Raw genomic sequence first — 24,975 nt, forward strand, 5'->3', positions numbered from 1 at the left:
GACCCAATCTCCGGGCCGCCCGTCCGGCCGAGCAGTACCGATCGACGAATTCGCGCTGGTCGGGCCAGTATTTCGGGGCTTCATCGAGAGCAATACAGCAACAGATCCGCCCGGCGGCGGGTGGGAAAACGATCCCGGACCGCACTGCGTTGGCGGTTTTGAGGAGATTTTCCGCTAAATCAACAAAATGCTTGCCTATTAAGTTACGCGTGAGTTAAATTAACTTCCGCTGAGATTATCTCGACTGCCTAGTAGGCCTGTTCACAGAATGAGGTTTTCGCAATGAGCCGTCGTCACACCAACAGTCATCGCAACCCTCAGGGTCAGAGCGGGCAGCGCCGTAACGGGATGGTCGGTGCCGGTAGCGCGGTAGCTGCGTTCTTGGCGTTCGGGATGGCCCCACTGGCGACCGCGCCGCAGGCGCAGGCCGATCTTGAGGATCTCTTCGACTTCGGTTGGCTCTCCGACTTTGGGAATCCGGCGGACGCGTCAGGCTTGGATCTGGCGCCGTCCGATATCGGCCCGGCTGCCGCGGGCCTTTTCGACATGACGACGTTGGTCGACCAATGGTTCTACACCCCGCTGCACACCGGCCTGGAGGCGTGGATCAACAGCGACCTCGGTGAGCTGGTCAACGGCGCCATCAACACCATGGCTGGGCAGTTTCTGATCGGTGACGGCACCGACGGAACGGCTGATTCCCCAGACGGCGGCGTCGGCGGATTGTGGTTCGGTGACGGCGGGGCCGGTTGGGACAGCAATGCGGCCGGCGTTGCCGGCGGTGACGGCGGAAATGCGCTCGGGTTCGGTAATGGCGGGGCCGGCGGTGACGGTGGCGCCGGCGCGGATGGTGGCGCCGGTGGTATCGGTGGGACGTTCATGGGCAATGGCGGGGCCGGCGGGGCCGGTGGTGCCGCCACTGCAGCCGACCCTGACGGCGGTAACGGTGGCGCTGGTGGTAAAGCGGTTGCCTGGTTCTTCGGCAACGGCGGGACTGGTGGTGCCGGCGCCGATGGCCTCGCCGGCAGTTTCGCCAATGGCGGCAGTGGTAACGGCGGTAGCGGCGGTAACGGCGGTATCGGCGGCACTCGAAGTGGTTTCAGCCTCGGTAACGGCGGCAACGGCGGACAGGCCGGTGCCGGTGGGAGCGGCGCCGCGGGCACTGACGCGCATCTGGACGGCGGTGCCGGCGGCCACGGCGGCAACGGTGGTGCGGCCGGCGGCAACTTCTGGAAGGGCGGAGAGATCGGGGTGGCCGCCAACGGCGGTGGCGGCGGTGCCGGCGGTTCCGCGGCCACCGCTGGCGATGGCTCGTTCCTCGGAACGGGTGGCAGCGGCGGTGCGGGTGGTAACGGCGGCGCCGCCGGCGACCCGGCCACCACCAATGTCGGCGGGACGGCCGGTAACGGTGGTGTCGGCGGCGCCGGCGGTGAGGGCCTTACCGGTGGGAGCGGCGGCACCGGTGGTAACGGCGGCGTCGCCGCTGATGGAGCCAACGGCGCCGGTGGTGTTGGCGGCGCCGGCGGTGACGGCACCAACCTCGGTGGTAACGGCGGTACCGGCGGCGCCGGCGCCAACGGTGGTAATGGCGGTGACGCCACCGGAGCTGTGAATGGCGCGAGAGGTGGTACCGGCGGAACCGGCGGAGCCGGCGCCAACGGTGGTAACGGCGGTTCCGCTGTCGGCGGTGACAACACCGTTCAGACCTTCGGCGGCGACGGTGGTGTCGGCGGTGCCGGCGGTAACGGCGGTAACGGCGGCACCGGGACGTTCCAGGGTGGTAACGGCGGCGCCGGTGGCGCGGGCGCCGCCGCCGCCGGCCTGCAGGGCGACGGAAGCAACGGCGGCAACGGTGGTAACGGCGGTGCCGCGACAGGCTGGGCCAACGACGGTTCCGTGACGGCTGCTCCGACGGGCACCGTCCTGAGCCACGCCGGTGCCGGCGGTACCGGTGGCGCCGGCGGTGGTTCCGGGATCGCGGGTGGTTCCGGTGGCGCCGGCGGCGCCGGTGGTGCCGGTGCCGACGGCGCCACGGGCAGTGGTGTCATCAGCTGGGGCGGCGACGGTGGTGCCGGTGGCGCGGGCGGCGCCAAGGGCATCCTCGGCGGAGTGGGCGGTCCCGGCGGTAACGCCGGTGACGGTGGCGACGGCACCTACATCGGCGGCGCCGGAGGTCACGGCGGGGCCGGCGGCGGTAACGGCGGTAACGGCGGCGACAGTTCCGGTGCCACGGCTGGCGCTTTGACCGGTGCCCACGCCGGCGACGGCGGGAACGGGACCACCGGCGCGGCCGGCACCGGCGGGGCCGGAGGTAACGGCGGCAACGGCGGCAATGGCACCAATGGCGCCGATGGCGGCCACGGTGGCAACGGTGGCGCCGGCGGTCTGGGCACCACCGGCGCCAACGGTGTCGATCCCGCCGAAGCGGCCGGAGGCGACGGCCTCGACGGAGGGGCCGGCGGCGACGGCGGCACCGGCGGTAACGGTGGCAGCTCGGACACCGGGCTCGGTGGTAACGCCGGCGCCGGCGGTGGCGGCGGTACCGGCGGTGTCGGCGGTAACGGCGGGAAGGGCGGTGTCGACGCGGCCGGCAATGGTCTGGCCGGTGGTAACGCCGGCAACGGCGGGGCCGGAGGCGCCGGCGGCATGGCCGGAACGGCTGGCAGCGGCGGCGCCGGTAGTGGTACCGCCAGCACCAACGGCGACGGCGGTAACGGCGGTAAGGGCGGTAACGGTGGTATCGGCGGCGCCGGGGCGGCGGGAGCCAGTTCCGCGACCGCCGCGGGTGCCGACGGCGGCAACGGCGGGGCCGGCGGTAACGCCGGCAACGGGGGTGTCGGCGGTGGATCTGACGGCGGTACCGCCGGAACCGGTGGCGGCGGCGGAACCGGTGGCGTCGGCGGTGCCGGTGGTGTCGGCGGTATTGGTGGCGTCAACGGCGCGGGCCAGGGCCTGACCGGTGGGGCCGGCGGCAACGGTGGGGCCGGTGGACACAGCGGTAACGGTGGGGCCGGCGGCACGGCCACCGGGGGCGGCATCGACGGGAACGCCGGGGCCGGCGGTAACGGTGGCGTCGGCGGTGCCGGTGGTGTCGGCGGTGATGGCGGCGCCGGCAGCGACGGTGCCGACCATCTGCAGGCGGCCGGTGACGATGGCGGCAGCGGCGGGGCCGGTGGTCTCGGCGGCAAGGGCGGTGTCGGGGGCGGCGCTGACACCGGGAACGGCGGCAAGGGCGGTGTCGGCGGTGCCGGTGGTAACGCCGGCGTCGGCGGGTCCGGCGGTAGCGGCGGTACCAACCCCGACACCGGCAACGGCTATGCCGGCGGTGATGGCGGCGACGGCAGCAACGGCGGTGTCGGGGGCGCGGGTGGTGCCGGCGGTGCGAGCACCGGCGGTACTGCCGGCGACGCCGGTAACGGCGGCAAGGGTGGCAACGGAGCGGTCGGCGGTGCCGGTGGCAACGGTGGGGCTCCCACCGGCACTGGCACCGGCGGAAACGGCGGCAACGGCGGCGACGGCGGTGACGGCGGCAATGGGGGTGCGAGCTCGGCTACTCCCGGTAATGGCGGCACCGGCGCCCTCGGCGGCGGGGGCGGCACCGGCGGCACTGGACCGTCCGGCACAACTCCCGGCGCCGGCGGCACTGCCGGTAACGCCGGCAGCGACGGCCAGCCTGGATAACGCTGCGTCCTGAAGACCAGAAGATCACCAACCATAAGGAGATGGCCGTGCAGTTAGCCCTTCAGCCCTATGTCACCGCGGGTATCGCGATCGCGGGCGCCAGTCTCATCGCGGTGCCTCCGGCGGCGGCGCCGTTGCCCGGCGTCGCCGAGATCCAGGCCCCGGCGGTCCAGCTCACCGGCGCGTGGGAAGACGCTTTCAACGCCGGGTCCGCCAATCTGTCGCAACTGGTCAACAACTACGGCTTGGCGCCCGGCGTGGGCTTCCAGCAGAGCCTCGTCAACATGGTCGGCTTCATGCAGTTGCTGATCAATGACCCGGCGAATATCAGCACCGTCGCCGAGCAGATGCAGGACAACATCAAGGCGGTGTTCTCGTCCTACGATCTGCTCAACGCCGACGACGCGACGGTGGCCGCGACGACCGCCTTCACCGTGGCCAGCGACCACACCCTCCTGCTGAGTCAGATTCCCGGCTTCCTCCCGGCAGATATCGATCCCGACATGGTGACCACGGTCCTCAACTTCTTGTCGTCACCGCTGAGCGGCATCATCATGGGTTCGCTGGGTCCGGCCATCGCCCCCTGGGTGGCGCTGTCGAACAGCATCACCGACGGCGACAGCTTCACCGACATCATCGCCAACATGGTCGGCGCCTACTTCAACGGTGCCACCCTCAACCTCAACTTCCTGCTGCCGCTGATCAACGACGCGGGTCTACTGCCGGCACCCATGGAGATAGACAACCTGGAGTTCGCCTTCGGCGGGCTGCTCACCGGTGGCGACGTGGCCCACGGGCCGTGGCAGGTCTTCGACTCCAACGGAGACGTCGCTGCATCGGTGCCCGTTGTCGGCGGCTCCATCATCAACAGCCTCGGCATCAATCTCCTGGGTGTTCCTGTCCTTGGCAGTCTCGGCTTCGATGGCCACGCGATCGGCCCGATGGGGGCGTGGCTGAGCTTCTCGGAACTGGCCGCCCAATTGCTCGGCGCGGGCTGGAACGAGGTAGGCGACGGCAAGGGGGCGCCAACCGGACCTGTCCTACCGCCCTGGGCCGGGGTCGATTTCCCCACCGTCCCCGATGACTACTTCGGCGGCGCCGAGGCGGGCGGCATGGCAGCCACCGACTTCTGGAGCCACTTGAGCGACGCCGTGACCGACTTCCAGTGGGGCGACCTCTTCTAGAGTCCGCTTCTGGAACTGCCGCTACCGAGGGCGTCGTCGGTGGGCGGCCGGGCCGGCGTTCACGAACTGAGCTGAGACGGCTGGGATCTCGCTAGGGTGCACCTCACCAGGATGAATCGCACGACCGTTGAGGAGACGAGTTGTCAGACTACGACCTGACCAGCGAAAACACCCTGTTGGACGTGTTGCAGCGGCGCGCCGAGCAGTATCCGGACAAGGTGGCGTTCAGTTTCTCCTATCACGGCGACGATGAGGACCGCAGCCAGCTGACCTATCACGAGCTCGACCTCAAGGCGCGAGCGATCGCGTCCACGCTGCAACAGCAGGGCGCGGGGGGACAGCGGGTGCTGGTTTTGTATCGCCCGGGTCTGGAGTTCGTTGCCGCCTTCTTCGGCTGCATCTATGCAGGCGCGGTTGCGGTGCCGGTGCACCAGCGGATGGCGCCGCGGTTGACGGCGGTGGTCCCCGATGCGAAGGCGAGCTTCGTTCTGGCCACCGCTGACACCCAGGCGAACACCAAGGCCATGATCGATGAGCTGGCCGAGGGGCGCTCCCTGCACTGGCATCTCATCGAAGACGCCGTACTCGGAGATCCCGAAGGGTGGACGCCCCCGGACGTCAACGCGGACTCGACCGCCATGATCCAGTACACCTCGGGCTCCACCCGCTCGCCCAAGGGCGTGGTGCTGACGCACCGCAACTTGCTGCACAACCTGGAGATCGTCCGTCAGGCGTGGCGAGGCGACGACACCGGAGTGGGCGTGTATTGGTTGCCGCCGCATCACGACATGGGTCTGATCGGCGTCGTCCTGGAGATCCTCTACGTCGGGGCCACCGCCGTGCTGATGTCTCCGACCGCCTTCATCAAGCGTCCGATGCGTTGGCTGGAAGCCGTTTCCCGGCATCGCGCCATCATCACCACCGCACCGAACTTCGCATACGACAAGTGCGTGGAGACCAGCACACCGGAAGAGCGTGCGGCACTCGACCTGTCCAACCTGTCCATCGCCATGAACGGGGGGGAGCCGATACGTGCCGTGACACTGCAGAATTTCGCCGCGGCCTTTGCCCCGGCGGGTTTCCGCCTGGAGGCGTTCACGCCGGTGTACGGGCTGGCCGAGGCCACCCTGCTGGTGGCCGGCGGATCAGACGAGGCGGTACCGGGGGTTCGCTACATCGATCGCACCGCGCTGAGTTCTGACCGGGTTACCGACGTCGCGCCGGAGCACCCCTCTGCTGCGACTTTGGTCAGTTGCGGTCCTCCCCGAGGAGGCCAGGATGTGGCCATCGTCGATCCGGTGACCCACCGGTTGTGCGAACCGGACGAGGTCGGCGAGATCTGGGTCGCCGGACCCAGCGTCGCCCAGGGATACTGGGGACGCCCCGAAGAGACCGCTCAGACCTTCGCCGCCTACCTGTCGCAGGCCGACGGCTCAGAGTCGGCACGCGGGCCGTTCCTGCGCACCGGGGACCTCGGTTTCTTGTGCGCCGGAGAGTTGTTCGTCACCGGGCGCTACCAGGACCTGGTCACCATTGACGGCCACAACTACTACCCGAACGACGTTGAGTTCACCGTGCAGGACTGCCATCCGGTGCTGGTGGCGGGCCGGGGTGCGGTCTTCACGGTGACGCCGAGGCCACATGCCGTCGAGCACCTGGTGGTCGTGCAGGAAGTCGACCGCGACCTGATCGGACAGACCGACCTCGCCGACGTCGTCGACGCCATCCGCGCCACGATCACCGAGCACCATCGCCTCGAGGCCCACGATGTGGTGCTGGTGGAGCATGTGTCGATTCCCACCACATCCAGCGGCAAGATCCAGCGGGGTCAGTGCCGGCAGCAGTTCCTCGACGGAGATCTCGCGGTGGTGGCGCACTGGCAAGCACCGCCTGACGGCGTCGACGAGGCTGAGCAAGCCGAGAACATGGCGGTAGCACAGGAAATCCTGGCCGAGGCCGTTCGCCGGGCATCCGGCGGCGCCTGATCCCTTTCGCCGTCAGGGATGCCGGGCGGTGACTCCGCCGTCGACGACGATCTGGGTGCCCGTGATGAACGACGCCCGCGGCGACATCAGGAACGCCACCGCCTGGGCGACCTCCTCCGGTTGGCCGATGCGCCCCAGCGGCGCGGCGGCCACGAAGCCGGCCGCGACCTCTTCGACGTCCAGCGCGATCTGCAGCATCGGGGTTTCGATGAAGCCCGGGCAGACCGCGTTGACCCGGATCCCGGCCGGACCCAGCTGGGCGGCCATCGACCGGGTCAGGCCCAGCAGTCCGGCCTTGGAGGCGCAGTAGGCCGGGATGAACGGGTTGGCGGTCAACCCCTCGATGCTGGAGATGCCGACGACCGCCGGGTCGCCGCCGGCTCGAGCCACGGCCTCCAGGTGCGGCAGCATCAACTGCACCAGCATCGCCTGGGCACGCAGGTTGACATCCATGACGGCATCCCAGGATTCGCCGGTGTAGGCGCCCACCGGTTCAGGCAGCACCCGGCCCGCGGCATGCACCAGACCGTCGATCCCGTCCAGCGCCTCGGCGACCGCCGCTACCGCGGCGGGCATCCCGGCGTCGTCGCAGACGTCGATCACTGCGCCGGGCATCGCCAGGTCGTCGGCCACGTCCTGCACGGTAGAAGCGATGTCCCACAACGCGACCCGTCGACCCTCGGCGACCAGCGCCTGAGCGCACGCCCGGCCGATTCCCGATGCCGCACCGGTGATGACGACTCCGCTCATCTCTGGTCTCCTTTGACGATGACGAACTGCGACCACTGCGGCTCACGCACTGCCGACCAGTATTCGTCGAGGCGCCATGGGCTCACGGTGTGGATCTCGCCGTCGGCGTTCTTGAAGTAGGAGTGCTGGATCGCCGGGTGCGCCCACACCATCTTGACGATCTCCTCCTGGGTGCGGCGATGCCATTCGGTGGCCGCCTGCGCGGTCGGCTCGATCGAATGCAGCCCCTCGCCGGCGAGCTTGGCCAGACAGGCGTCGATGTAGCGCATCTCCAACTCCGAGTTGAAGATCAGGCTGCCGCCATGAGCCAGATGCGCACCGGGCCCGTAGAGCAGAAAGAAGTTCGGGAACCCGGGCACGGTGATACCCAGATACGCATACGGTCGGCTGCCCCACAGCGCGTGCAGGTCGGTGCCGTCGCGGCCGGTGACGCGCATCGGCCACAGCACGTCGGTGTGCCGAAACCCGGTGGCGTAGACGATCACGTCCGCGTCGTGATGGACGCCGTCTTCGGTTTCCACGCCGTGCGGGGTGATCCGCTTGATACCGGTGCGCACCAGATCGACGTTGGCGCGCCGCAGGGTTTTGAGCCAGGTGCCGTTGTCCTGCAGGGTGCGCTTTCCGGTGGCCGGATAGTCCGGCAGCACTTTGGCCAGCAGCTCCTCGTCACCGCCGACCTGATCGGTGATCCAGCCGGTGAACATCTGCCGGGCCAAAGCGTTGATCTCGCTCACGGCGTAGTCCTGGTCGGGATAGTCCGGGTCTACCCGGGCGGCCTCCAGGCCTTTGTCGGCGCCGGGCCACAGCAGCAGGAACCGGTACCAGCGGCCGTAGAACGGGAGGTGATCCAGTGCCCAGCGCACCCCGTCGCCGACCGCGTCGTGATACATCGGATTCGGGAACATCCACTGCGCGGTGCGCTGAAACACCGTGAGGTGCTTCACTTTCCCCGCGATCGCGGGCGCGATCTGGAATCCGCTGGCGCCCGCCCCGAGCAGCGCCACCCGCTTGCCGGTCAGATCGACGCTGTGATCCCAGGCCGCAGAGTGAAACGACGGCCCGGCGAAGCTGTCCGCGCCATCGAGATCCGGCAGGTGCGGCCGGTTGAGCTGGCCGACCGCGGTGATCACCGCGCGTGCCCGCAGCGCCGACACCGCGCCGTCGCTGGTGCGGACCGTCAGCGCCCACGTCCCGGAGTCCTCGTCCCAGGCAGCATCGGTGACCTCGGTGTCCCACCGAATATGGTCGTCCAGGCCGTGTTTGGTGACCAGCCCGGTGAAATAGGCCTGCAGCTCCGGCTGTTCGGCGAAGTAGTGGCCCCAGTCGTTGTTGGGTTCGAAACTGAAGCAGTAGAAGTGGTTGGCGACATCCACCCGGGCGCCCGGGTAAGTGTTCTCCCACCACGTCCCGCCCGGGCCGGAGTTCTTCTCGACGATGGTGAAGGGAATACCGGCCTGCGCCAGCCGGATTCCGGCCAGCACACCGGATTCTCCGCAGCCGATCACCACCACCGGCAGCTCCGCGGCGCGGTCCACCGGAAGCGGACGGCGGGGGTCGGCGCCGTCCAGGTCGAGTTCTTCGGCGAGCAGGCCGAGGTAGGCATCCGGGACGACTTCGCAAGCCGCCCAATCCATCATCTCCTTGATGAGATCGGCGGGCAGCGGTGCGGGCTGCGGGCAACCCCGGTCGCGGTAGTCGACGATCACCGGCAGCGCCTCGGCGCGGGCGCGGGCCTTGTCCTCCTCGGACATGAAGCCCTGGATCTCGTTGAGGAAGATCCCGTTCTGGGTGAACTCGCGAATGAAGCGGGGGTCGCCGGTGATGTGCACACACGACAGCAACAGGGTGGGGATACTGACCTGCTCCAGCGCGGCGGCGATCTCGGCGTCGGCGGTGGTGAACGGTTCCCCGGCGTAGCGGTTGCGCAACGGCTCAGCCCTTTCCGTCGATCCGCTACCCTGCGTCGCGAAATTGAAACGGACGATACGCGAGGCGCAGGGGCTGATCAAGGGTTGGCCGGCGCGGTCAGCTCAGCCGGCCGCGTCGACCTTCGAGGTGATCGCGCCGAGCAGCGTACGTGCCGCCACTGTCGAAGGAGTTGTGCGTGCGGCTATCGAAGTCGTTGTGCTTTCGCACACGGAGACGCGGACAACAACGTTGCTGCGTACAGTCAGTCTGGTTTCACACGTCCAGTCGGAGTTGACGTTGTCCATCATGAGGGCCTGGAGCACGCCGTCGGAGTCGATGAAATTGTCGATAAACCAAAGTTGGTCGGGTGATTCGTTCGCGCTGGCAAGGCGGCTGTTGACAATACGGACGTTGCACTTCCGCCACGCAGCGCTCTGCCTGGCATAGAACGCCCTGGCAGCGGCGGCGTGCGGAAAGCTGGTCACGGACATCGAGACATGCTTCGCCAGGTAGCGGGGATCGGGATCGGCCGGACTGTTCCATCGTTGCCAGCGGATTGCAGTCCAACCCGAGCCCGCGTAGGCCTGCGAAGAGACGGACGTGATCCCTTGGCAATCGGCATCCGCCAGATCGCCTGGGTCGATGTACTCACCGTGCGTCACCAGATCGATGGCGGGGTCGTCCACCGCGGAAGAGACGACGTTCTTATCCGGCAAGAGGCCGTCGAGCGCGGCGACGGGCACCGGACGGTCGGAAGCGGAGACGGGCGCCGGTGTCCGGTCGGGGGAGGCAGCCGGTGACGATGTCGGGCTGGATTGCGGGCGTTCCTGCCGCTCACCGCGTATGGCGGCCACGGTGAGCACCACGACAATCGCCGTGAGCACGCAGACCAGACCCAGCAGCAGCCGTATCAGTCGGCGGTTGCCGTTCGGTGGGGGACCCGGTGGCCAGAATGGCGGGCCTGGTCCGCCTGGCGCCGGCGAGCCGGGCTCGTTCATCGGGGTACCCCATCCCCTAGGTGCCGGCCGTAAACGGACGGCGTCGTCAGCACGAGACGTTATCAGCGGGCGGTCTACCGCAACCCGGCATTGACCGCGCGGTAGTGCCTACCGGCGCGGCGGCTCGGCATCAATGTCATGCTGCCGCGTCGATCTTCGCAGTGATCGAGTCGAGCAGCGCCTGTGCCGCCGCCGTCGAATCCGTCTCCGCGCACACGCTGACACGGACGGCAACGTTGCTGCGTACGGTCAGCGTGTTCTGGCACGACCAGCCGCCGCCGCCCTCGGAGATTGTGGTCGCTTTGAGCACCCCGTCGCCGTCGGTGACGCTCTCGACAGACCAGAATCGGCCCGGCGAGTCTGCGACAGCGGGTATGCGGCTATTGATGATGCGGCCGGAGCACTTCTGCCACGCTGCGCTCTCCTTGGAGTAGAAGGCGCGGGCGGTGCTGGCATGCGGATACGTCGTTACCGACATCAGAGCTTGGTGCTTCCAATCGGGCGGATCCGGCTCAGCGGGACTGTTCCACCCCTGCCAGCGCACTGCGGTCCAGCCGGAACCGGCAAGAACGGGCCCGGAAACCGAGGTGAGTCCCTGGCACTCGGCGTCCACCATGACGTCGGCGTCGATACCCGCACCGGTCGCGACGAGACCCATGCCCGGATCGCCCACTGCCGAGGAGATGACTTCCTTGGCCGGCAGCAGTCCTTCTAGAGCGGAGACGGGTACGAGCTTGCCGTCGCCGGAGTCCGACTCTGTGGCGGACTGCGCGCTCTCGTGCCGGTCACGGCCGACGACGTTCACGGCGAGCACCACGGCAACTACGGCAAGCACGCAGGCCAGCCCCAGCAGGACGCGTACCAGTCGGCGATTGCGCTGCGGCGGCGGACCGGGCGGCCATGGTGGCGGGAAGTGTCCGCCCGCAACCGGCGGCATGGGTCGGCTGGTGGGCGCAAATGGCGTCGGGTCGTACGGGTTGGGAGTTGGGCCGTGCGGTTCGCTCATCCGGGCACCCCCGTCCCATCGCGGCCGGTCACAGGCGGACGGGCCTCACTGGCATGAGACGTTATCAGCGGTCGGTCTGTCCGTGTCTGCACTGGCCATGCGACGCTGTACGCCGTGGCGGACGTCAGAACGCGCCTGGCTGCGGTGTGGCACTTCGTGCACACTGCGCCGCTGACCTACCTGTGGCTGGCGGTGCTGGGGGCCACCACCGTCATCCAGCACCTGGTCGGCCGGCGACTGCACTCCATGCTCGTCGAGCAGTCCACCAACCTCCACCATCTGGCGACCGACCCGCTGGAGGTGCTGGTCTCCAGCCTGTTGTGGATCGACGGCAAGGACTGGTCGCCGTATCTGGTGCTGTTCACGCTGTTTCTGGCGCCCGCCGAACACTGGCTGGGGCACCTTCGTTGGCTGATGGTCGGATTGATCTCACATGTGGGGGCCACCTATGTCAGCGAGGGGGCGCTGTACGTGCTGATTCACCTGCACCGCGAATCGGAGCGGCTGACCTACGCCCGCGACATCGGCGTCAGCTACTTCCTGGTCGGAGTGATGGCGGTGTTGACCTACCGGATCCGCCGGCCCTGGCGCTGGGGGTATCTGGCCGCGCTGCTCGTCATCTTCACGGTGCCGCTGGTCATCAACCCGGACTTCACCGCGATCGGTCACGCCGCCGCGCTGCTGATCGGATTGTGCTGCTATCCGCTGACCCGTCACCATCCGGCGCGTCCGACTGGCCCCGGGGTCCGGACCGAGCAACTAGCCTGACATCGCGAGGGAGGCAGCAGAGTGCGGCACTACTACACCGTCGAGGCGATCCGCGCCGCCGAGGCGCCCCTGCTGGCAAACCTGCCCGATGGCGCGTTGATGCGCCGGGCCGCGTTCGGTCTCACAGGAGCGATCGCCGCCGAACTGACCTCCCGCACCGGCGGGGTGGCCGGCCGGAGTGTATGTGCCGTGGTCGGTTCCGGTGACAATGGCGGTGACGCGCTGTGGGCGGCCACCCTGCTGCGCCGGCGGGGCGCGGCGGCCAGCGCCCTCTTGTTGGACCCCGAGCGCGCCCACGCCAAGGGTCTGGCGGCGTTGCGCAAGGCCGGCGGCCGGATCGTCGACACCGTGCCGCCCGCAACGGATCTGGTGATCGACGGAGTGGTCGGCATCTCCGGGCGCGGCCCGTTGCGGCCGAACGCCGCCGAAGTCTTCGCCGCGGTTGAGGCGGCGGGTATTCCGGTGGTGGCCGTCGACATCCCCAGCGGCCTGGATCCGTACACCGGCGCGGCCGAAGGCCCGGCCGTGCGTGCCTCGCTCACCGTTACCTTCGGTGGTCTCAAGCCGGTGCACGCACTAGGGCAGTGCGGGCGGGTCGAGCTCGTCGAGATCGGCCTGGACTTGCCGGACACCGACATTCATTCGTTGACCGCGGCCGACGTCGAGGCGTGCTGGCCGGCGCCCGGCCCGCGCGACGACAAATACACCCAGGGAGTCACCGGGATCCTGGCCGGCTCGGCGACCTATCCGGGCGCGGCGATCCTGTGCGCGGGCGCGGCGGTGGCCGCCACCTCCGGCATGGTGCGCTACGCCGGAAGCGCCGCCGCCGAGGTGGTTTCGCACTGGCCGGAAGTGATTGCGGCACCCAGCGCGGCGGCCGCCGGGCGGGTGCAGGCCTGGGCCGTCGGTCCCGGCCTGGGCACCGACGAGGCAGGTGCCGCCGCACTGTGGTTCGCGCTCGGCACCGATCTGCCGGTGATCGTCGACGCCGACGCGCTGACCATCCTGGCCGCCCACCCATCGCTGGTGGCCGATCGCAAGGCACCGACCGTGCTCACCCCGCACGCCGGCGAATACGCCCGGCTGGCCGGGCATCCGCCCGGGCCCGACCGGGTCGGGGCGGCCCGGGAACTGGCCGAGAAGTTCAGGGCCACCGTGCTCTTGAAAGGCAACGTCACCGTCATCGCCGACCCGTCCGGCCCGATCTATCTCAACCCGGCCGGCGGATCCTGGGCGGCCACCGCCGGCTCCGGCGACGTGCTTTCGGGCATGATCGGCGCCCTGCTGGCATCCGGCCTGCCCGCCCCCCGAGCCGCCGCCGCCGCCGCATTCGTGCACACCCGCGCCGCCGCGGCCTCGGCCGCCGACCCTGGACCAGGCGACACCCCGACGTCGGCGGCGCGCATCCTGGCCCACATCCGCACCGCCCTGGCCCAGCTATAGAGGAGAGTCGCAGTGACCCATTCCCACCCCTCCGTGCCGGCGCACACCATCGCCCCCGCCTACACCGGCCGGCTGTTCACCTCGCCGGTCCCGGCACTGCGGATGCCCGACGACCCGATGGAACCCCAGGCCGCCTACCGCTTCATCCACGACGAGCTGATGCTCGACGGCAGTTCCCGGCTGAACCTGGCCACCTTTGTCACCACCTGGATGGACCCCGAGGCGTCGGCACTGATGGCGGAGTCGTTCGACAAGAACATGATTGACAAGGACGAGTATCCGGCGACCGCGGCCATCGAGCAGCGTTGCGTGTCGATGGTCGCCGACCTGTTCCACGCCGAGAACCTGCGCGACGACGACCCGGCCAGCGCCATCGGGGTGTCCACCGTCGGTTCCAGCGAGGCGGTGATGCTCGGCGGTCTGGCCATGAAGTGGCGGTGGCGGCAGAAGCTCGGTGACGACTGGAAGGGGCGCACCCCGAACCTGGTGATGGGCTCCAACGTCCAGGTGGTGTGGGAGAAGTTCTGCCGCTACTTCGACGTCGAACCCCGCTACCTGCCGATGGCGCAGGGCCGCTACGTGATCACCCCCGAACAGGTCGTCGACGCTGTCGACGAGAACACCATCGGGGTGGTGGCGATCCTGGGCACCACCTACACCGGGGAGTTGGAACCCGTCGAGCAGATCTGCGCGGCCCTGGACAGCCTGGCCGCCGGCGGTGGGGTTGATGTGCCGGTGCACGTGGACGCGGCCAGCGGCGGGTTCGTGGTGCCTTTCCTGCACCCGGGCCTCAAATGGGATTTCCGACTGCCGCGGGTGGTCTCGATCAACGTCAGCGGCCACAAGTACGGCCTGACCTACCCGGGCATCGGGTTCGTGGTGTGGCGCAGCGCCGACTATCTGCCCGAGGAACTGGTGTTCCGGGTCAATTACCTGGGCGGGGACATGCCCACCTTCACGCTGAACTTCTCCCGGCCGGGCAACCAGGTCGTCGGCCAGTACTACAACTTCCTGCGGCTGGGCCGCGCCGGCTACACCGAGGTGATGCGGACCCTGTCCGACACCGCCCGCTGGCTATCCCACCAGCTGGCCGCCAGTGAGCACTTCGAGGTGATCAGCGACGGTTCGGCGATTCCGGTGGTGAGCTGCCGGCTGGCCGGCGAGCGTGGCTACACCGAGTTCGACGTCTCCCACGAGCTGCGCACCTTCGGCTGGCAGGTGCCCGCCTACACCATGCCGGAAGGCGCCGAGGATGTCGCGGTGCTGCGGGTGGTGGTCCGCGAGGGTCTCTCGGCGGATCTCGCCCGGGCGCTGTTTGACGACACCATGAAGGCGGTGACCGCGCTGGACCGGGTCAAGCCGGCGGGCCATTACGACGATCAGCAGCACTTCTCGCACTGAACGCCGCTCGAGTGTGCGTTGTAGGTCGCAAATTCGCGATTTCGGTGCCCACACCGCACACTCGGCGCGCCGGTCACCAGGTTTTCGGGCAGCCGCGGCTGATCAACGCCGCGCCAACCCGCTCCAGGAACACTCCGGGGCTGTGGTGCAGCCTGCGAGCCGTCAGCCGCAGGTCGATCCAGCCGAGTTCAGGCAGCACGTAGTAGCGCTCGGCGTCGTGCTGTCGCTGCATCGGGTCGGTCCAATGGTGGGCGCCTTCGAAGTCAACGCCGACGAGGTAGTCCTCCCACCCGATGTCGATGCGCGCAACGACTCGGCCGTGATGGCCGTACACCCGGATCTGGGTCTGCGGCCCCGGAAAGCCCGCCCGCACCAGGAGCAGCCGGGCCAGCGACTCATACGGCGATTCGGCGCCGCCGTCGACAAGCAGCAACGTCTGATCAAGCTCCCGCAGATCCCGGGCGCCGGGGTGCGCGTCGGCCACCGCCATGACATCGACAACCTTGAGGTCGGTGGCATTCATGAGGGCATCGATGCGCTGCACCCCCTCGGTGGGGCCGAGCCGTCTACCCAGGTCGAACGCGGTGCGGGCGGCTGTTGTCACCGGCATGCCGCGAACCGTCTGCACCTCCCCGGGCAGCAACGTGTCGGTGTGCACGGTGAGCAGCGGCGGGGTGCGCCGATTGGTGTGGGCAAGCTCCGCAGGGGTGTCCCCGTCGATCCACTTCGCGCCGAGCATCGCCGACGCCGACAGCCCGGCCAGTACCCCGCTCCGGCGCGACCAGAGCCAGGCGGCGCGGGCGCGGTCGTACGCCGTCAGTTCTGCCTCGCGTGGCACCCAGACCCCCGGGTAGATCCGGATGCAATCACGGTGCAGCCCGCTACGGGTCACCGCGCCGGCAGCCAACGCCTCTGTCGCCCGGAAGGGCCCACGCGGTGGTGGCATGGTCGCAGGGTGGCATTCGGGCGCGCCCGGCGCCGACGCCCATCCACAAGGCGGTTCGCCCGAGTGTGCGTTCTAGGTCGCAAAACGGCCTTGGAGCGACATAAACCGCACACTCGGCGGCCTGATAGGGGCATCCGGGCCGTTCTGGGACAATTGACGGTGACATGACTGCCACATCCCGAACGGCCGGCCTGCTCGGTGAAGCGCTGGTGGACCTGGACGCCATCGCCCACAACGTGCGGGTGCTGTCCGAACAGGCCGGCGCCGCCGAGCTGATGGCTGTGGTCAAGGGCGACGGCTACGGTCACGGCGCGGTGCAGGTGGCCCGCGCGGCGTTGGCCGCCGGTGCGGCCGAACTCGGGGTCGCCACCGTCGACGAGGCGCTGACGTTGCGGGCGGCCGGCATCACCGCACCGGTGCTGGCGTGGCTGCACGGCCCCGACACCGACTTCGCGCCGGCCCTGGCCGCCGACGTGCAGATCGCGGTCTCCTCGGTGCGCCAGCTCGACGAGCTGCTCGACGCAGTGGCACGGACCGGCCGCACCGCGACGGTCACGGTCAAGGCCGACACCGGGATGAATCGCAACGGTGTGGGCGCCGCCGGCTACCCGGAACTGCTGACCGCACTGCGCCGCGCCGTCGCCGACGACGCGATCCGGGTGCGGGGCCTGATGTCGCACCTGGCCTGCGCCGACGACGCGGCCAGCCCGGTCAATGATCTCCAGGGGCAACGGTTCTCCGACATGCTGACCCTGGCCCGCGAACAGGGCCTGAAGTTCGAGGTGGCGCATCTGGCCAACTCGGCCGGGGTGATGACCCGACCCGACCTGGCCTTCGACATGGTGCGGCCGGGAATCGCCGTCTACGGCCTGAGTCCGATCCCGGAGCGCGGTGACATGGGTCTGATCCCCGCCATGACGCTGAAATCCATTGTGGTGCTGGTGCGCTCGATCCGTGCTGGGGAGGGCGTCTCCTACGGGCACACCTGGATCGCCCAGGCCGACACCACCGTCGCGCTGGTCCCGATGGGCTACGCCGACGGGGTGTTCCGCCCGCTGAGCGGACGGTTCGAGGTGCTGATCAACGGCCGGCGCCGGCGCAGCGTCGGACGGGTGTGCATGGACCAGTTCGTCGTCGATCTGGGACCCGGTCCGGTCGACGTGCAAGAGGGCGACGAGGCCATCCTGTTCGGGTCCGGCAGCCAGGGAGAGCCGACCGCACAGGACTGGGCCGGTGCGCTCGGCACTATCCACTACGAGGTGGTGAACAGTCCGCGCGGGCGGGTCGCCAGGACGTATCGGGGGGCCGGCGCCGATGGCCGGTAGAAGGCCCACCTGGCGGGCCGGTGGCCTGCTGGCCGGGGCGGCCGGGCTGGCCGCCGTCGGCACCATCGCCGGGTCCACCGTCGCACGCTCGGTGACCCGGCGCACCACATCCGAAGACCCTTACGCCGCTGAGGATTTCGAAATCCTGGCGCACGATCACAGCTCGGTGGTGGTCACCGACGACGGCGTCGAGCTGGCGGTACGTGACGTGGGACCGCGCAATGCGCCGCTGACCGTGGTGTTCGCGCACGGATTCTGTTTACGGATGGGGTCCTTTCACTTTCAGCGCGCCCGGCTGACCGCGGAATGGGGCAAGCAGGTCCGGATGGTCTTCTATGACCAGCGCGGCCACGGCGACTCCACCGTCGCCGCACCTGCGACCTACACGGTGCCGCGACTCGGCCAGGACCTGGAGGCGGTGCTTCAGGTGGCGGCGCCGCGTGGTCCGGTGGTGCTGGTCGGGCATTCGATGGGGGGAATGACCGTGCTGTCGCACGCCCGGCAGTTTCCCCGGCGCTACGGCAACCGGATCGTCGGCGTGGCACTGATCTCCTCGGCGGCCAAAGGGGTTTCCCGATCACCACTGGGGGAGATCCTGCGCAACCCGGCCCTGGAGGCGGTCCAGTTCAGTGTGCGCTACGTGCCGAACCTGGTGCACCGTGGCCGCGGCGCGGCCCGCCGGGTGATCGCACCGATCCTGCGTGCGGCCTCCTATGGCACCGACAAGATCAGCCCGAGCGTGGTCGCGTACTCCGAAGAGATGATGCACGCCACCCCGGTCGCCACCATGGTGGGTTTTCTGCACGCCCTGGAGGTGCACGACGAAAGTGCCGCCCTGGCGACGCTGGCCAAGATCCCGACCCTGGTCGCGTGCGGCGACCGCGATCTGCTCACCCCGCCCGGCTACTCGCGGGCGATGGCGGCCGCGCTGTGGGATTGCGAGTTGGTGATCGTGCCCGGCGCCGGCCATCTGGTGCAGTTGGAGGAACCCGACGTCATCGACGACGCGCTGGTGCGGTTGGTGGAGCGGGCCACGCCGCGCCGCGTGGTGTTGACTCGCCGGTTGCGGCGGAAGGCCGGACGCAGTGGCTGAGACGCAGATCCTGGCGACAGCCGAAGACACCATCGCGTTGGGAGCGCGACTGGGCGCCAAGCTGCGCGCCGGCGACGTGGTCGTGCTGTCCGGACCGCTCGGCGCCGGAAAAACCGTGTTGGCCAAGGGGATCGCCGCGGCACTCGACGTCGACGGGCCGGTCACCTCACCGACGTTCGTACTGGCCCGGGAACATCGGCCCCGCCGCCCCGGTACCCCGGCGATGATCCACGTCGACCTCTACCGGCTGCTCGACGAGTCGGGCCTGGACCTGCTCGCCGAGTTGGACTCACTGGACCTGGACACCGAACTCGATGACGCCGTCGTCGTGGTGGAGTGGGGCGAGGGGCTCGCCGAGCGGCTCTCCGAACGGCACCTCGACATCCGGCTGGACCGGGGCGCCGAATCCGAGGCGCGCACCGCGACCTGGCGGTGGCACGCGCCATGACGGGGGCGATCCTGACCATCGACACCGCCACCCCCGCGGTCACCGCGGGCCTGGTGGCGCCGGACCGGCGCACCGTGCTGGCTGAGCGGCTCACGCTGGACGCCCGCGCCCACGCCGAGCGACTCACCCCCAATGTGCTTGCGGCACTGGCCGATGCCGGGCTGGGCATGGCCGATCTGGCGGCGGTGGTGGTGGGTTGCGGCCCGGGGCCGTTCACCGGGCTGCGGGTCGGGATGGCCAGTGCGGCCGCCTACGGGCATGCGCTGGGTATCGGCGTGCACGGGGTGTGCAGCCTCGACGCGATCGGGGTATGCACCACCGGCGCGACCCTGGTGGTCACCGACGCCCGGCGCCGCGAGGTGTACTGGGCGCGCTACCGCGACGGGATACGGGTGGCTGGGCCGGCGGTAAGTGCCCCGGCCGACGTCGACCCCGGCGACGCCGTCGCGGTGGCCGGATCACCGGCGCACGCCGCATTGTTCGACCTGCCGACGCTCGAGGTGTCCTATCCGACTCCCGCGGGACTGGTTGCCGCGGTGCGGGATTGGGATACCCCGGCGCCGCTGGTGCCGATGTATCTGCGCCGCCCCGATGCCAAACCGTCGGGTTCAGGCGCGGCGCCGGTGGCCATCGGCGCGTTGCTCGAGACCGATGCCGCGCGCTGCGCCGAACTGGAGTCGCAGTTGTTCGGCGGCGACGACCCGTGGCCCGCGGCGGCGTTTCGCCGGGCCATCGGAGCCCGCGACCATCATTACGTCGCGGCCCGCATCGGCGATAAGTTGGTGGGCTACGGGGGGATCTCGAGGCTCGGGCGTACTCCGCCGTTCGAATTCGAGGTGCACACCATCGGGGTGGATCCCGCCTACCAGGGCCGCGGAATCGGCCGCAAGCTGCTGGACGACCTGCTGGCCTATGCCGCCGGCGGCGTCGTGCACCTGGAGGTCCGCACCGACAACACCGCGGCGATCGCGCTCTACCGTGACGTCGGCTTCGTCGAGACCGGATTGCGTAAGCGCTACTACCGCAACGGTGCGGACGCCTACATGATGCGGCGAGAGGCCTGCCTATGACAATCGTGCTTGCGATCGAATCATCGTGCGATGAAACAGGTGTCGGTATCGCCCGGCTGGGCGGCGACGGTACGTTGGAGCTCCTGGCCGACGAGGTGGCCTCCAGCGTCGAGGAGCACGCCCGGTTCGGCGGGGTGGTGCCCGAAATCGCGTCGCGGGCGCACCTGGAGGCGCTGGGCCCGACGATGCGCCGGGCGCTGGCGGGTGCCGGCCTGCAGCGTCCCGACGCCGTGGCCGCCACCATCGGCCCGGGTCTGGCGGGTGCGCTGCTGGTGGGCTCGGCCGCGGCGAAGGCCTATGCCGCTGCCTGGGGGGTGCCGTTTTACGCCGTCAACCACCTGGGCGGACACTTGGCCGCCGACGTCTACTCCCACGGCCCGCTGCCCGAATGTGTGGGCCTGCTGGTCTCCGGCGGCCACACCCACCTGCTGCACGTGCGGTCGCTGGGGGAGCCGATCGTCGAGTTGGGCAGCACCGTCGACGATGCCGCCGGGGAGGCCTACGACAAGGTGGCCCGGCTGCTCGGGCTGGGCTACCCCGGCGGGCGGGTGCTCGACGAGCTGGCCCGCACCGGGAATGCCGATGCCGTGGTGTTCCCGCGTGGGATGACCGGGCCGCGCGATGCCCCCTACGCGTTCAGCTTCTCCGGACTCAAGACCGCGGTGGCCCGCTATGTGGAACGCAACCCCGACTTCGTCCCCGCCGATGTGGCGGCCGGCTTCCAGGAGTCCGTCGCCGACGTCTTGACGGCCAAGGCGGTGCGGGCGGCCACCGACCTCGGTGTCGGCACGCTGTTGATCGCCGGCGGGGTGGCCGCCAACTCCCGGCTGCGTGAGCTGGCCGAGCAGCGGTGCGCGGCAGCCGGTCTGAGCCTGCGTATCCCGCCGCTGCGACTGTGCACCGACAACGGGGCGATGATCGCGTCGTTCGCGGCGCATCTGATCGCGGCCGGAGCGCCACCGTCGCCGCTGGATGTGGCTACCGATCCCGGCCTGCCGGTGGTGCAGGCCCGGGTCAGCTGACCCCCTGACTCCCACCCGCGCTCCCACCGCGCGAGCGCGCGTGTTTGCACACGACACACCGGGCGAGGGCGTACAACTGTGCACCTTCGCGCAAAAGTTGCGATTCGCAGCGACCCCACCTTGAGTGCTAGCACTCTCATGTATAGAGTGCTAGGTGGCAGTCGGACGATTCCTTGCTCGGCACCCGCGACGACGACGCGAGGGTTCGCACGAATGCCGAACACCTTAAGTAAGTACGTACCGATGGGCCCGGCTAAACGCCGGGCCGCATCCAGACAATGTGGAGGGCTCCAATCGTGGCGAGCGTGAACATCAAGCCACTCGAGGACAAGATCCTCGTTCAGGCCAACGAGGCCGAGACCACGACCGCTTCCGGGCTGGTCATCCCCGACACCGCCAAGGAGAAGCCGCAGGAAGGCACCGTCGTCGCCGTCGGTCCCGGCCGGTGGGACGAGGATGGTGACAAGCGGATTCCGCTGGACGTCAAGGAAGGCGACGTCGTCATCTACAGCAAGTACGGCGGCACCGAGATCAAGTACGCCGGCGAGGAGTACCTGATCCTGTCGGCGCGCGACGTGCTGGCGATCGTCGGCAAGTAGCCACCAGCAACCACCGTGCCCGCCCCGGAGATCCCCGTACCAATCTGTTTTGGGGGGCGATCTCCGGGGCGGCACGCGTGAAGGAAAGGGTTGAACATTCATGAGCAAGCAGATTGAGTTCAACGAAGCCGCCCGCCGGGCTTTGGAGGCCGGCGTCGACAAACTCGCCGACGCGGTCCGGGTCACGCTGGGCCCGCGCGGACGTTCCGTGGTGCTGGCCAAGGCCTTCGGCGGCCCGACGGTGACCATGGACGGCGTCACCGTGGCCCGTGAGATCGACCTGGAGGACCCGTTCGAGAACCTCGGTGCCCAGCTGGTGAAGTCGGTGGCCACCAAGACCAACGACGTCGCCGGCGATGGCACCACCACCGCCACCGTGCTGGCCCAGGCCATCATCACCGGCGGGCTGCGCAACGTCGCGGCAGGCGCCAACCCCATCGCGCTGGGCGCCGGTATCGCCAAGGCGGCCGACGCGGTGTCGGCGGCGCTGCTGGCCGCGGCCACCCCGGTCACCGGCAAGGAGTCGATCGCGCAGGTGGCCAATGTGTCCTCGCGCGACGAGCAGATCGGTGAGCTGGTCGGTGAAGCCATGACCAAGGTCGGCAGCGACGGCGTGGTCAGTGTGGAGGAGTCCTCGACGCTGAACACCGAGCTGCAGATCACCGACGGTGTCGGCTTCGACAAGGGTTTCCTGTCGGCGTACTTCGTCACCGACTTCGATTCCCAGGAAGCCGTTTTGGAGGACGCGCTGATCCTGTTGCACCGGGACAAGATCAGCTCGCTGCCGGACCTGCTGCCGCTGCTGGAGAAGGTCGCCGAGTCGGGCAAGCCGTTGCTGGTCATCGCCGAGGACGTTGAGGGCGAACCGCTGTCGACCCTGGTGGTCAACGCGATCCGCAAGACGCTGAAGGCCGTCGCGGTCAAGGCGCCGTACTTCGGTGACCGGCGTAAGGCCTTCCTGGAGGACCTCGCGATCGTCACCGGTGCCCAGGTGATCAACCCCGACGTCGGCCTGACACTGCGGGAGGCCGGTCTCGATCTGCTCGGCAGCGCCCGCCGCGTGGTGGTCTCCAAGGACGACACCGTCATCGTCGACGGAGCCGGCACCGCCGAGGCGATCGCCGCTCGCGTCAAGCAGCTGCGCGCCGAGATCGAGGCGACCGATTCGGATTGGGACCGCGAAAAGCTCGAGGAGCGGCTGGCCAAGCTGGCCGGTGGGGTAGCGGTGATCAAGGTCGGCGCTGCCACCGAGACCGCGCTCAAGGAGCGCAAGCACCGCGTCGAGGACGCGGTGGCGGCGGCCAAGGCCGCGGTCGAGGAGGGGATCGTCACTGGCGGCGGCGCCGCCCTGGTGCAGGCCCGCGCGGCGCTGTCGGAGCTGCGGTCCTCGCTGACCGGCGACGAGAAGCTGGGCGTGGAGGTGTTCGCCGCCGCGCTGAGCGCGCCGCTGTACTGGATCGCCGCCAACGCGGGTCTAGACGGCGCGGTGGTGACCAGCAAGGTGGCCGAGCTGCCGGCCGGGCAGGGCTTCAACGCCGCGACGCTGACCTACGGTGACCTGGCTGCCGACGGGATCGTCGACCCGGTCAAGGTGACCCGTTCGGCGGTGCAGAACGCCGCCTCGGTGGCGCGGATGGTGCTGACCACCGAGACCGCGGTGGTCGACAAGCCCGCCGAGGCCGACGAGCACGCCGGGCACGGGCATCACGGTCACGCGCACTAGGCCCGGAAGCCACGAGAAAGCCCCCGCTGCGGCGGGGGCTTTTTCATGCTGTGAGACCCCGGATGCCATCCAAGCTGCGAATCACCAGAATTTGCCAGACCGAGACTGTCGCGGTGCCAGACTCCGATCAGATCACTAACCGGGAGACTGTCATGGGAGCTGACAAGAGACTCGCTCACATTGTCCTGCGGACCGGGCACTGAAGGTGCTGAGCAGAAATTGTCGATACCTGTGGATCGGGGTTCGACATAGTTGTCATAAGACCGAGTAGCGGTATTGGCGCAACTGGCACGGGCGGGTCGGGGCAAACCCTGGCATGATCCCGTCCTGCGCGGACCTACCTCAGGCCGTCCCGGCCACAATCAAGAGGCGGCAATCCCACGTGCCGCTCATGCCGATGAGCGGGCACTCAGCCTTGGCGGGTCGGTCGAATAGTCAGGTCGCCGATTTCGACGTCGTCGGGTTGGTCGATCACGAATGCAATCGCTCGAGCCACCGCCGCGGGGTCGATACCGAGATCGGCCATGTTCTGCCTGGCCTGCTGGCGCAAGGCTAGATCGTCGACCGCGTTGTCAATAAGCTCGGTACGGACGTAGCCGGGGGAGATCGACGTCGTCCGCAGAACCCCGTCGGTGCTCTCCTGCCGCAGGCCCTCCAGGAGGGTGCGGACCGCGTTCTTCGTCCCGGCGTAAACCGCCTGGGTGGGAACGATCTTGAGGCCGGAGGTCGAGACGACGGTGACGAGGTGACCGCTGCCCTGACGCCGGAACACTGGCAAGGCCGCGGCGATCCCATGCAGGACCCCCTTGACGTTCACGTCGACCATCGCCGACCAACCCTCGACGTCCAGGTCGGAAATGGGGCTGATCCTGCTGACCCCTGCGTTGCCCACCATGACATCGAGACGGCCGAAGCGCTCGACGGCGACCGCGACGAGCGACTGGAGGTCCTCGGGACGTGTGACATCCACGCGCGTGGCGCACGCCTGCCCGCCAGCTGCTTCGATCTCGGCAACCAGCCGGTCGAGCCGGTCGGTGCGGCGGGCTCCGAGGACGACGGCCGCACCAAGCGAGGCGAGGTGGCGGGCTGTTGCTTCACCAATGCCGCTGCTGGCACCGGTGATGGCGACGACCTTGCTGTGGATGGTCATTAAGACCTTTCGCCTAGGAGAAACACTGCCCGCTTACCCCGATGACCTTAGCTTTGTGATTCAAGCGACCTCCGTTTCGGCTGATCGACGGTTTCAGCGGGTGTGGTGTCGACGCGGCGTTCGAGCAGTTTGCCTTTGTGGAACACCGCGCCGGCACGCACGAGGGGCGACCATCTCCGGCGCGTTGACTTTGCGTCAGCGGGCTTGTGCGGCGGCGACGAGTTTGTAAGGCATGGCCATTCCGATGCTCACCGCTCTGCGAGCGGGCACTCCGGAATCCGAGTTGATAACCCGCACCTGGGCATTGACATGTCCCCAACAGAACGTTCCTCTGCATCTGCTGGCTTAATCCGGCGCCGGCGGCGCGACTACGCGAGCAAGAAGTCACGGGCGCTCTTTTCCAGAACGATCGATATTTCAGCCGTCCACCACGTTGCTTGGCGGCACTTCGTCCACAACAGTGCGTCGATGCGGC

Annotated in this window: 19 protein-coding genes and 2 pseudogenes; 14 read left to right on the forward strand and 7 right to left on the reverse strand. The window is 69.0% G+C overall.

Annotated features, from left to right (window positions below):
• Positions 1 to 282 precede the first annotated feature (282 nt).
• The 3 genes from G6N23_RS22560 (at position 283) to G6N23_RS04045 (ending at position 6,850) form a co-directional block, all read left to right on the forward strand.
• A complete protein-coding gene (locus G6N23_RS22560; RefSeq protein ID WP_157997541.1) occupies positions 283 to 3,681 on the forward strand; it encodes a PGRS repeat-containing protein in 3,399 nt (1,132 codons plus the stop codon).
• Between the two features lie 47 nt (positions 3,682 to 3,728).
• Entirely contained in the window at positions 3,729 to 4,865 is a 1,137-nt protein-coding gene (gene gjpA / locus G6N23_RS04040; protein WP_407938363.1) for an outer membrane porin GjpA, read from the forward strand.
• 140 nt (positions 4,866 to 5,005) lie between these two features.
• Positions 5,006 to 6,850, forward strand: a complete 1,845-nt coding sequence (locus tag G6N23_RS04045; RefSeq protein ID WP_234808640.1) for a fatty acyl-AMP ligase — start codon at positions 5,006 to 5,008, stop codon at positions 6,848 to 6,850.
• 12 nt (positions 6,851 to 6,862) lie between these two features.
• Here the strand turns inward: G6N23_RS04045 and G6N23_RS04050 are convergent, their stop codons facing one another.
• The 4 genes from G6N23_RS04050 to G6N23_RS04065 form a co-directional block, all read right to left on the reverse strand.
• Positions 6,863 to 7,600: an SDR family NAD(P)-dependent oxidoreductase gene (locus G6N23_RS04050; RefSeq protein ID WP_085261320.1), complete on the reverse strand. Its 738-nt coding sequence runs from the start codon at positions 7,598 to 7,600 to the stop codon at positions 6,863 to 6,865.
• Positions 7,597 to 9,528: a flavin-containing monooxygenase gene (locus G6N23_RS04055; protein WP_085261319.1), complete on the reverse strand. Its 1,932-nt coding sequence runs from the start codon at positions 9,526 to 9,528 to the stop codon at positions 7,597 to 7,599. Before G6N23_RS04055 ends, G6N23_RS04050 begins: the two co-directional genes overlap by 4 nt.
• Positions 9,529 to 9,630: 102 nt before the next feature.
• Positions 9,631 to 10,506, reverse strand: a complete 876-nt coding sequence (locus G6N23_RS04060) for a sensor domain-containing protein (RefSeq protein WP_085261318.1) — start codon at positions 10,504 to 10,506, stop codon at positions 9,631 to 9,633.
• A gap of 136 nt (positions 10,507 to 10,642) precedes the next feature.
• Positions 10,643 to 11,512 carry a sensor domain-containing protein gene (locus tag G6N23_RS04065; protein ID WP_085261317.1) on the reverse strand — a complete coding sequence of 290 codons (870 nt, stop codon included), beginning with the start codon at positions 11,510 to 11,512 and terminating at the stop codon, positions 10,643 to 10,645.
• A 114-nt stretch (positions 11,513 to 11,626) separates the two neighbouring features.
• Between G6N23_RS04065 and G6N23_RS04070 the strand changes: the two genes are divergently transcribed.
• From G6N23_RS04070 to G6N23_RS04080, 3 genes are read left to right on the forward strand one after another with little or no spacing between them, the layout of a single operon-like run.
• Entirely contained in the window at positions 11,627 to 12,280 is a 654-nt protein-coding gene (locus tag G6N23_RS04070; RefSeq protein WP_085261316.1) for a rhomboid-like protein, read from the forward strand.
• A gap of 21 nt (positions 12,281 to 12,301) precedes the next feature.
• Entirely contained in the window at positions 12,302 to 13,723 is a 1,422-nt protein-coding gene (locus G6N23_RS04075; RefSeq protein ID WP_085261315.1) for an NAD(P)H-hydrate dehydratase, read from the forward strand.
• Positions 13,724 to 13,735: 12 nt separating this feature from the next.
• Positions 13,736 to 15,124 carry a glutamate decarboxylase gene (locus tag G6N23_RS04080; RefSeq protein WP_085261314.1) on the forward strand — a complete coding sequence of 463 codons (1,389 nt, stop codon included), beginning with the start codon at positions 13,736 to 13,738 and terminating at the stop codon, positions 15,122 to 15,124.
• Positions 15,125 to 15,197: 73 nt separating this feature from the next.
• Here the strand turns inward: G6N23_RS04080 and G6N23_RS04085 are convergent, their stop codons facing one another.
• A complete protein-coding gene (locus tag G6N23_RS04085) occupies positions 15,198 to 16,070 on the reverse strand; it encodes a hypothetical protein (protein ID WP_085261313.1) in 873 nt (290 codons plus the stop codon).
• A gap of 164 nt (positions 16,071 to 16,234) precedes the next feature.
• Between G6N23_RS04085 and alr the strand changes: the two genes are divergently transcribed.
• The 8 genes and pseudogenes from alr to groL all read left to right on the forward strand — a co-directional run bounded on the left by alr (position 16,235) and on the right by groL (position 23,350).
• Positions 16,235 to 17,395, forward strand: a complete 1,161-nt coding sequence (gene alr, locus G6N23_RS04090) for an alanine racemase (RefSeq protein WP_085261312.1) — start codon at positions 16,235 to 16,237, stop codon at positions 17,393 to 17,395.
• Positions 17,385 to 18,488, forward strand: coding sequence for an alpha/beta fold hydrolase (locus G6N23_RS04095; protein WP_085261311.1), 1,104 nt, complete (start codon positions 17,385 to 17,387; stop codon positions 18,486 to 18,488). Before alr ends, G6N23_RS04095 begins: the two co-directional genes overlap by 11 nt.
• Positions 18,481 to 18,936, forward strand: coding sequence for a tRNA (adenosine(37)-N6)-threonylcarbamoyltransferase complex ATPase subunit type 1 TsaE (tsaE, locus tag G6N23_RS04100; RefSeq protein ID WP_085261310.1), 456 nt, complete (start codon positions 18,481 to 18,483; stop codon positions 18,934 to 18,936). The genes G6N23_RS04095 and tsaE overlap by 8 nt, the downstream gene beginning before the upstream one ends.
• Positions 18,933 to 19,538, forward strand: a pseudogene (gene tsaB, locus G6N23_RS21870) (tRNA (adenosine(37)-N6)-threonylcarbamoyltransferase complex dimerization subunit type 1 TsaB); the annotation flags it as partial. The gene tsaE and the pseudogene tsaB, both read left to right, overlap by 4 nt.
• A gap of 21 nt (positions 19,539 to 19,559) precedes the next feature.
• Positions 19,560 to 20,006, forward strand: coding sequence for a ribosomal protein S18-alanine N-acetyltransferase (rimI, locus tag G6N23_RS21875; RefSeq protein WP_234808643.1), 447 nt, complete (start codon positions 19,560 to 19,562; stop codon positions 20,004 to 20,006).
• Complete coding sequence (gene tsaD / locus G6N23_RS04110; protein WP_085261309.1) at positions 20,003 to 21,028, forward strand: tRNA (adenosine(37)-N6)-threonylcarbamoyltransferase complex transferase subunit TsaD; 1,026 nt, start codon at positions 20,003 to 20,005, stop codon at positions 21,026 to 21,028. Before rimI ends, tsaD begins: the two co-directional genes overlap by 4 nt.
• 296 nt (positions 21,029 to 21,324) lie before the next feature.
• Complete coding sequence (gene groES / locus G6N23_RS04115; protein WP_019736720.1) at positions 21,325 to 21,627, forward strand: co-chaperone GroES; 303 nt, start codon at positions 21,325 to 21,327, stop codon at positions 21,625 to 21,627.
• Between the two features lie 100 nt (positions 21,628 to 21,727).
• A complete protein-coding gene (groL, locus tag G6N23_RS04120) occupies positions 21,728 to 23,350 on the forward strand; it encodes a chaperonin GroEL (RefSeq protein WP_085261308.1) in 1,623 nt (540 codons plus the stop codon).
• Between the two features lie 409 nt (positions 23,351 to 23,759).
• On the opposite strand, the gene G6N23_RS04125 is transcribed toward groL, so the two are convergent.
• Complete coding sequence (locus tag G6N23_RS04125) at positions 23,760 to 24,500, reverse strand: SDR family oxidoreductase (protein WP_085261307.1); 741 nt, start codon at positions 24,498 to 24,500, stop codon at positions 23,760 to 23,762.
• A 60-nt stretch (positions 24,501 to 24,560) separates the two neighbouring features.
• Positions 24,561 to 24,803 (reverse strand): annotated as a pseudogene (locus tag G6N23_RS04130) (IS256 family transposase); the annotation flags it as partial.
• Positions 24,804 to 24,975 lie beyond the last annotated feature (172 nt).

This window comes from Mycolicibacter terrae, from assembly GCF_010727125.1.
Lineage (GTDB): Bacteria > Actinomycetota > Actinomycetes > Mycobacteriales > Mycobacteriaceae > Mycobacterium > Mycobacterium terrae.

What these genes read in the sequence shown, in the direction of transcription:
- groL (WP_085261308.1), top strand. Translation starts at nt 21,728, where the DNA reads ATGAGCAAGCAGATTGAGTTCAACGAAGCCGCCCGCCGGGCTTTGGAG.
- alr (WP_085261312.1), top strand. Translation starts at nt 16,235, where the DNA reads ATGACTGCCACATCCCGAACGGCCGGCCTGCTCGGTGAAGCGCTGGTG.
- G6N23_RS04060 (WP_085261318.1), bottom strand. Translation starts at nt 10,506, where the DNA reads ATGAACGAGCCCGGCTCGCCGGCGCCAGGCGGACCAGGCCCGCCATTC.
- tsaD (WP_085261309.1), top strand. Translation starts at nt 20,003, where the DNA reads ATGACAATCGTGCTTGCGATCGAATCATCGTGCGATGAAACAGGTGTC.
- G6N23_RS04065 (WP_085261317.1), bottom strand. Translation starts at nt 11,512, where the DNA reads ATGAGCGAACCGCACGGCCCAACTCCCAACCCGTACGACCCGACGCCA.
- G6N23_RS04095 (WP_085261311.1), top strand. Translation starts at nt 17,385, where the DNA reads ATGGCCGGTAGAAGGCCCACCTGGCGGGCCGGTGGCCTGCTGGCCGGG.
- G6N23_RS22560 (WP_157997541.1), top strand. Translation starts at nt 283, where the DNA reads ATGAGCCGTCGTCACACCAACAGTCATCGCAACCCTCAGGGTCAGAGC.
- G6N23_RS04085 (WP_085261313.1), bottom strand. Translation starts at nt 16,070, where the DNA reads ATGCCACCACCGCGTGGGCCCTTCCGGGCGACAGAGGCGTTGGCTGCC.
- G6N23_RS04125 (WP_085261307.1), bottom strand. Translation starts at nt 24,500, where the DNA reads ATGACCATCCACAGCAAGGTCGTCGCCATCACCGGTGCCAGCAGCGGC.
- G6N23_RS04050 (WP_085261320.1), bottom strand. Translation starts at nt 7,600, where the DNA reads ATGAGCGGAGTCGTCATCACCGGTGCGGCATCGGGAATCGGCCGGGCG.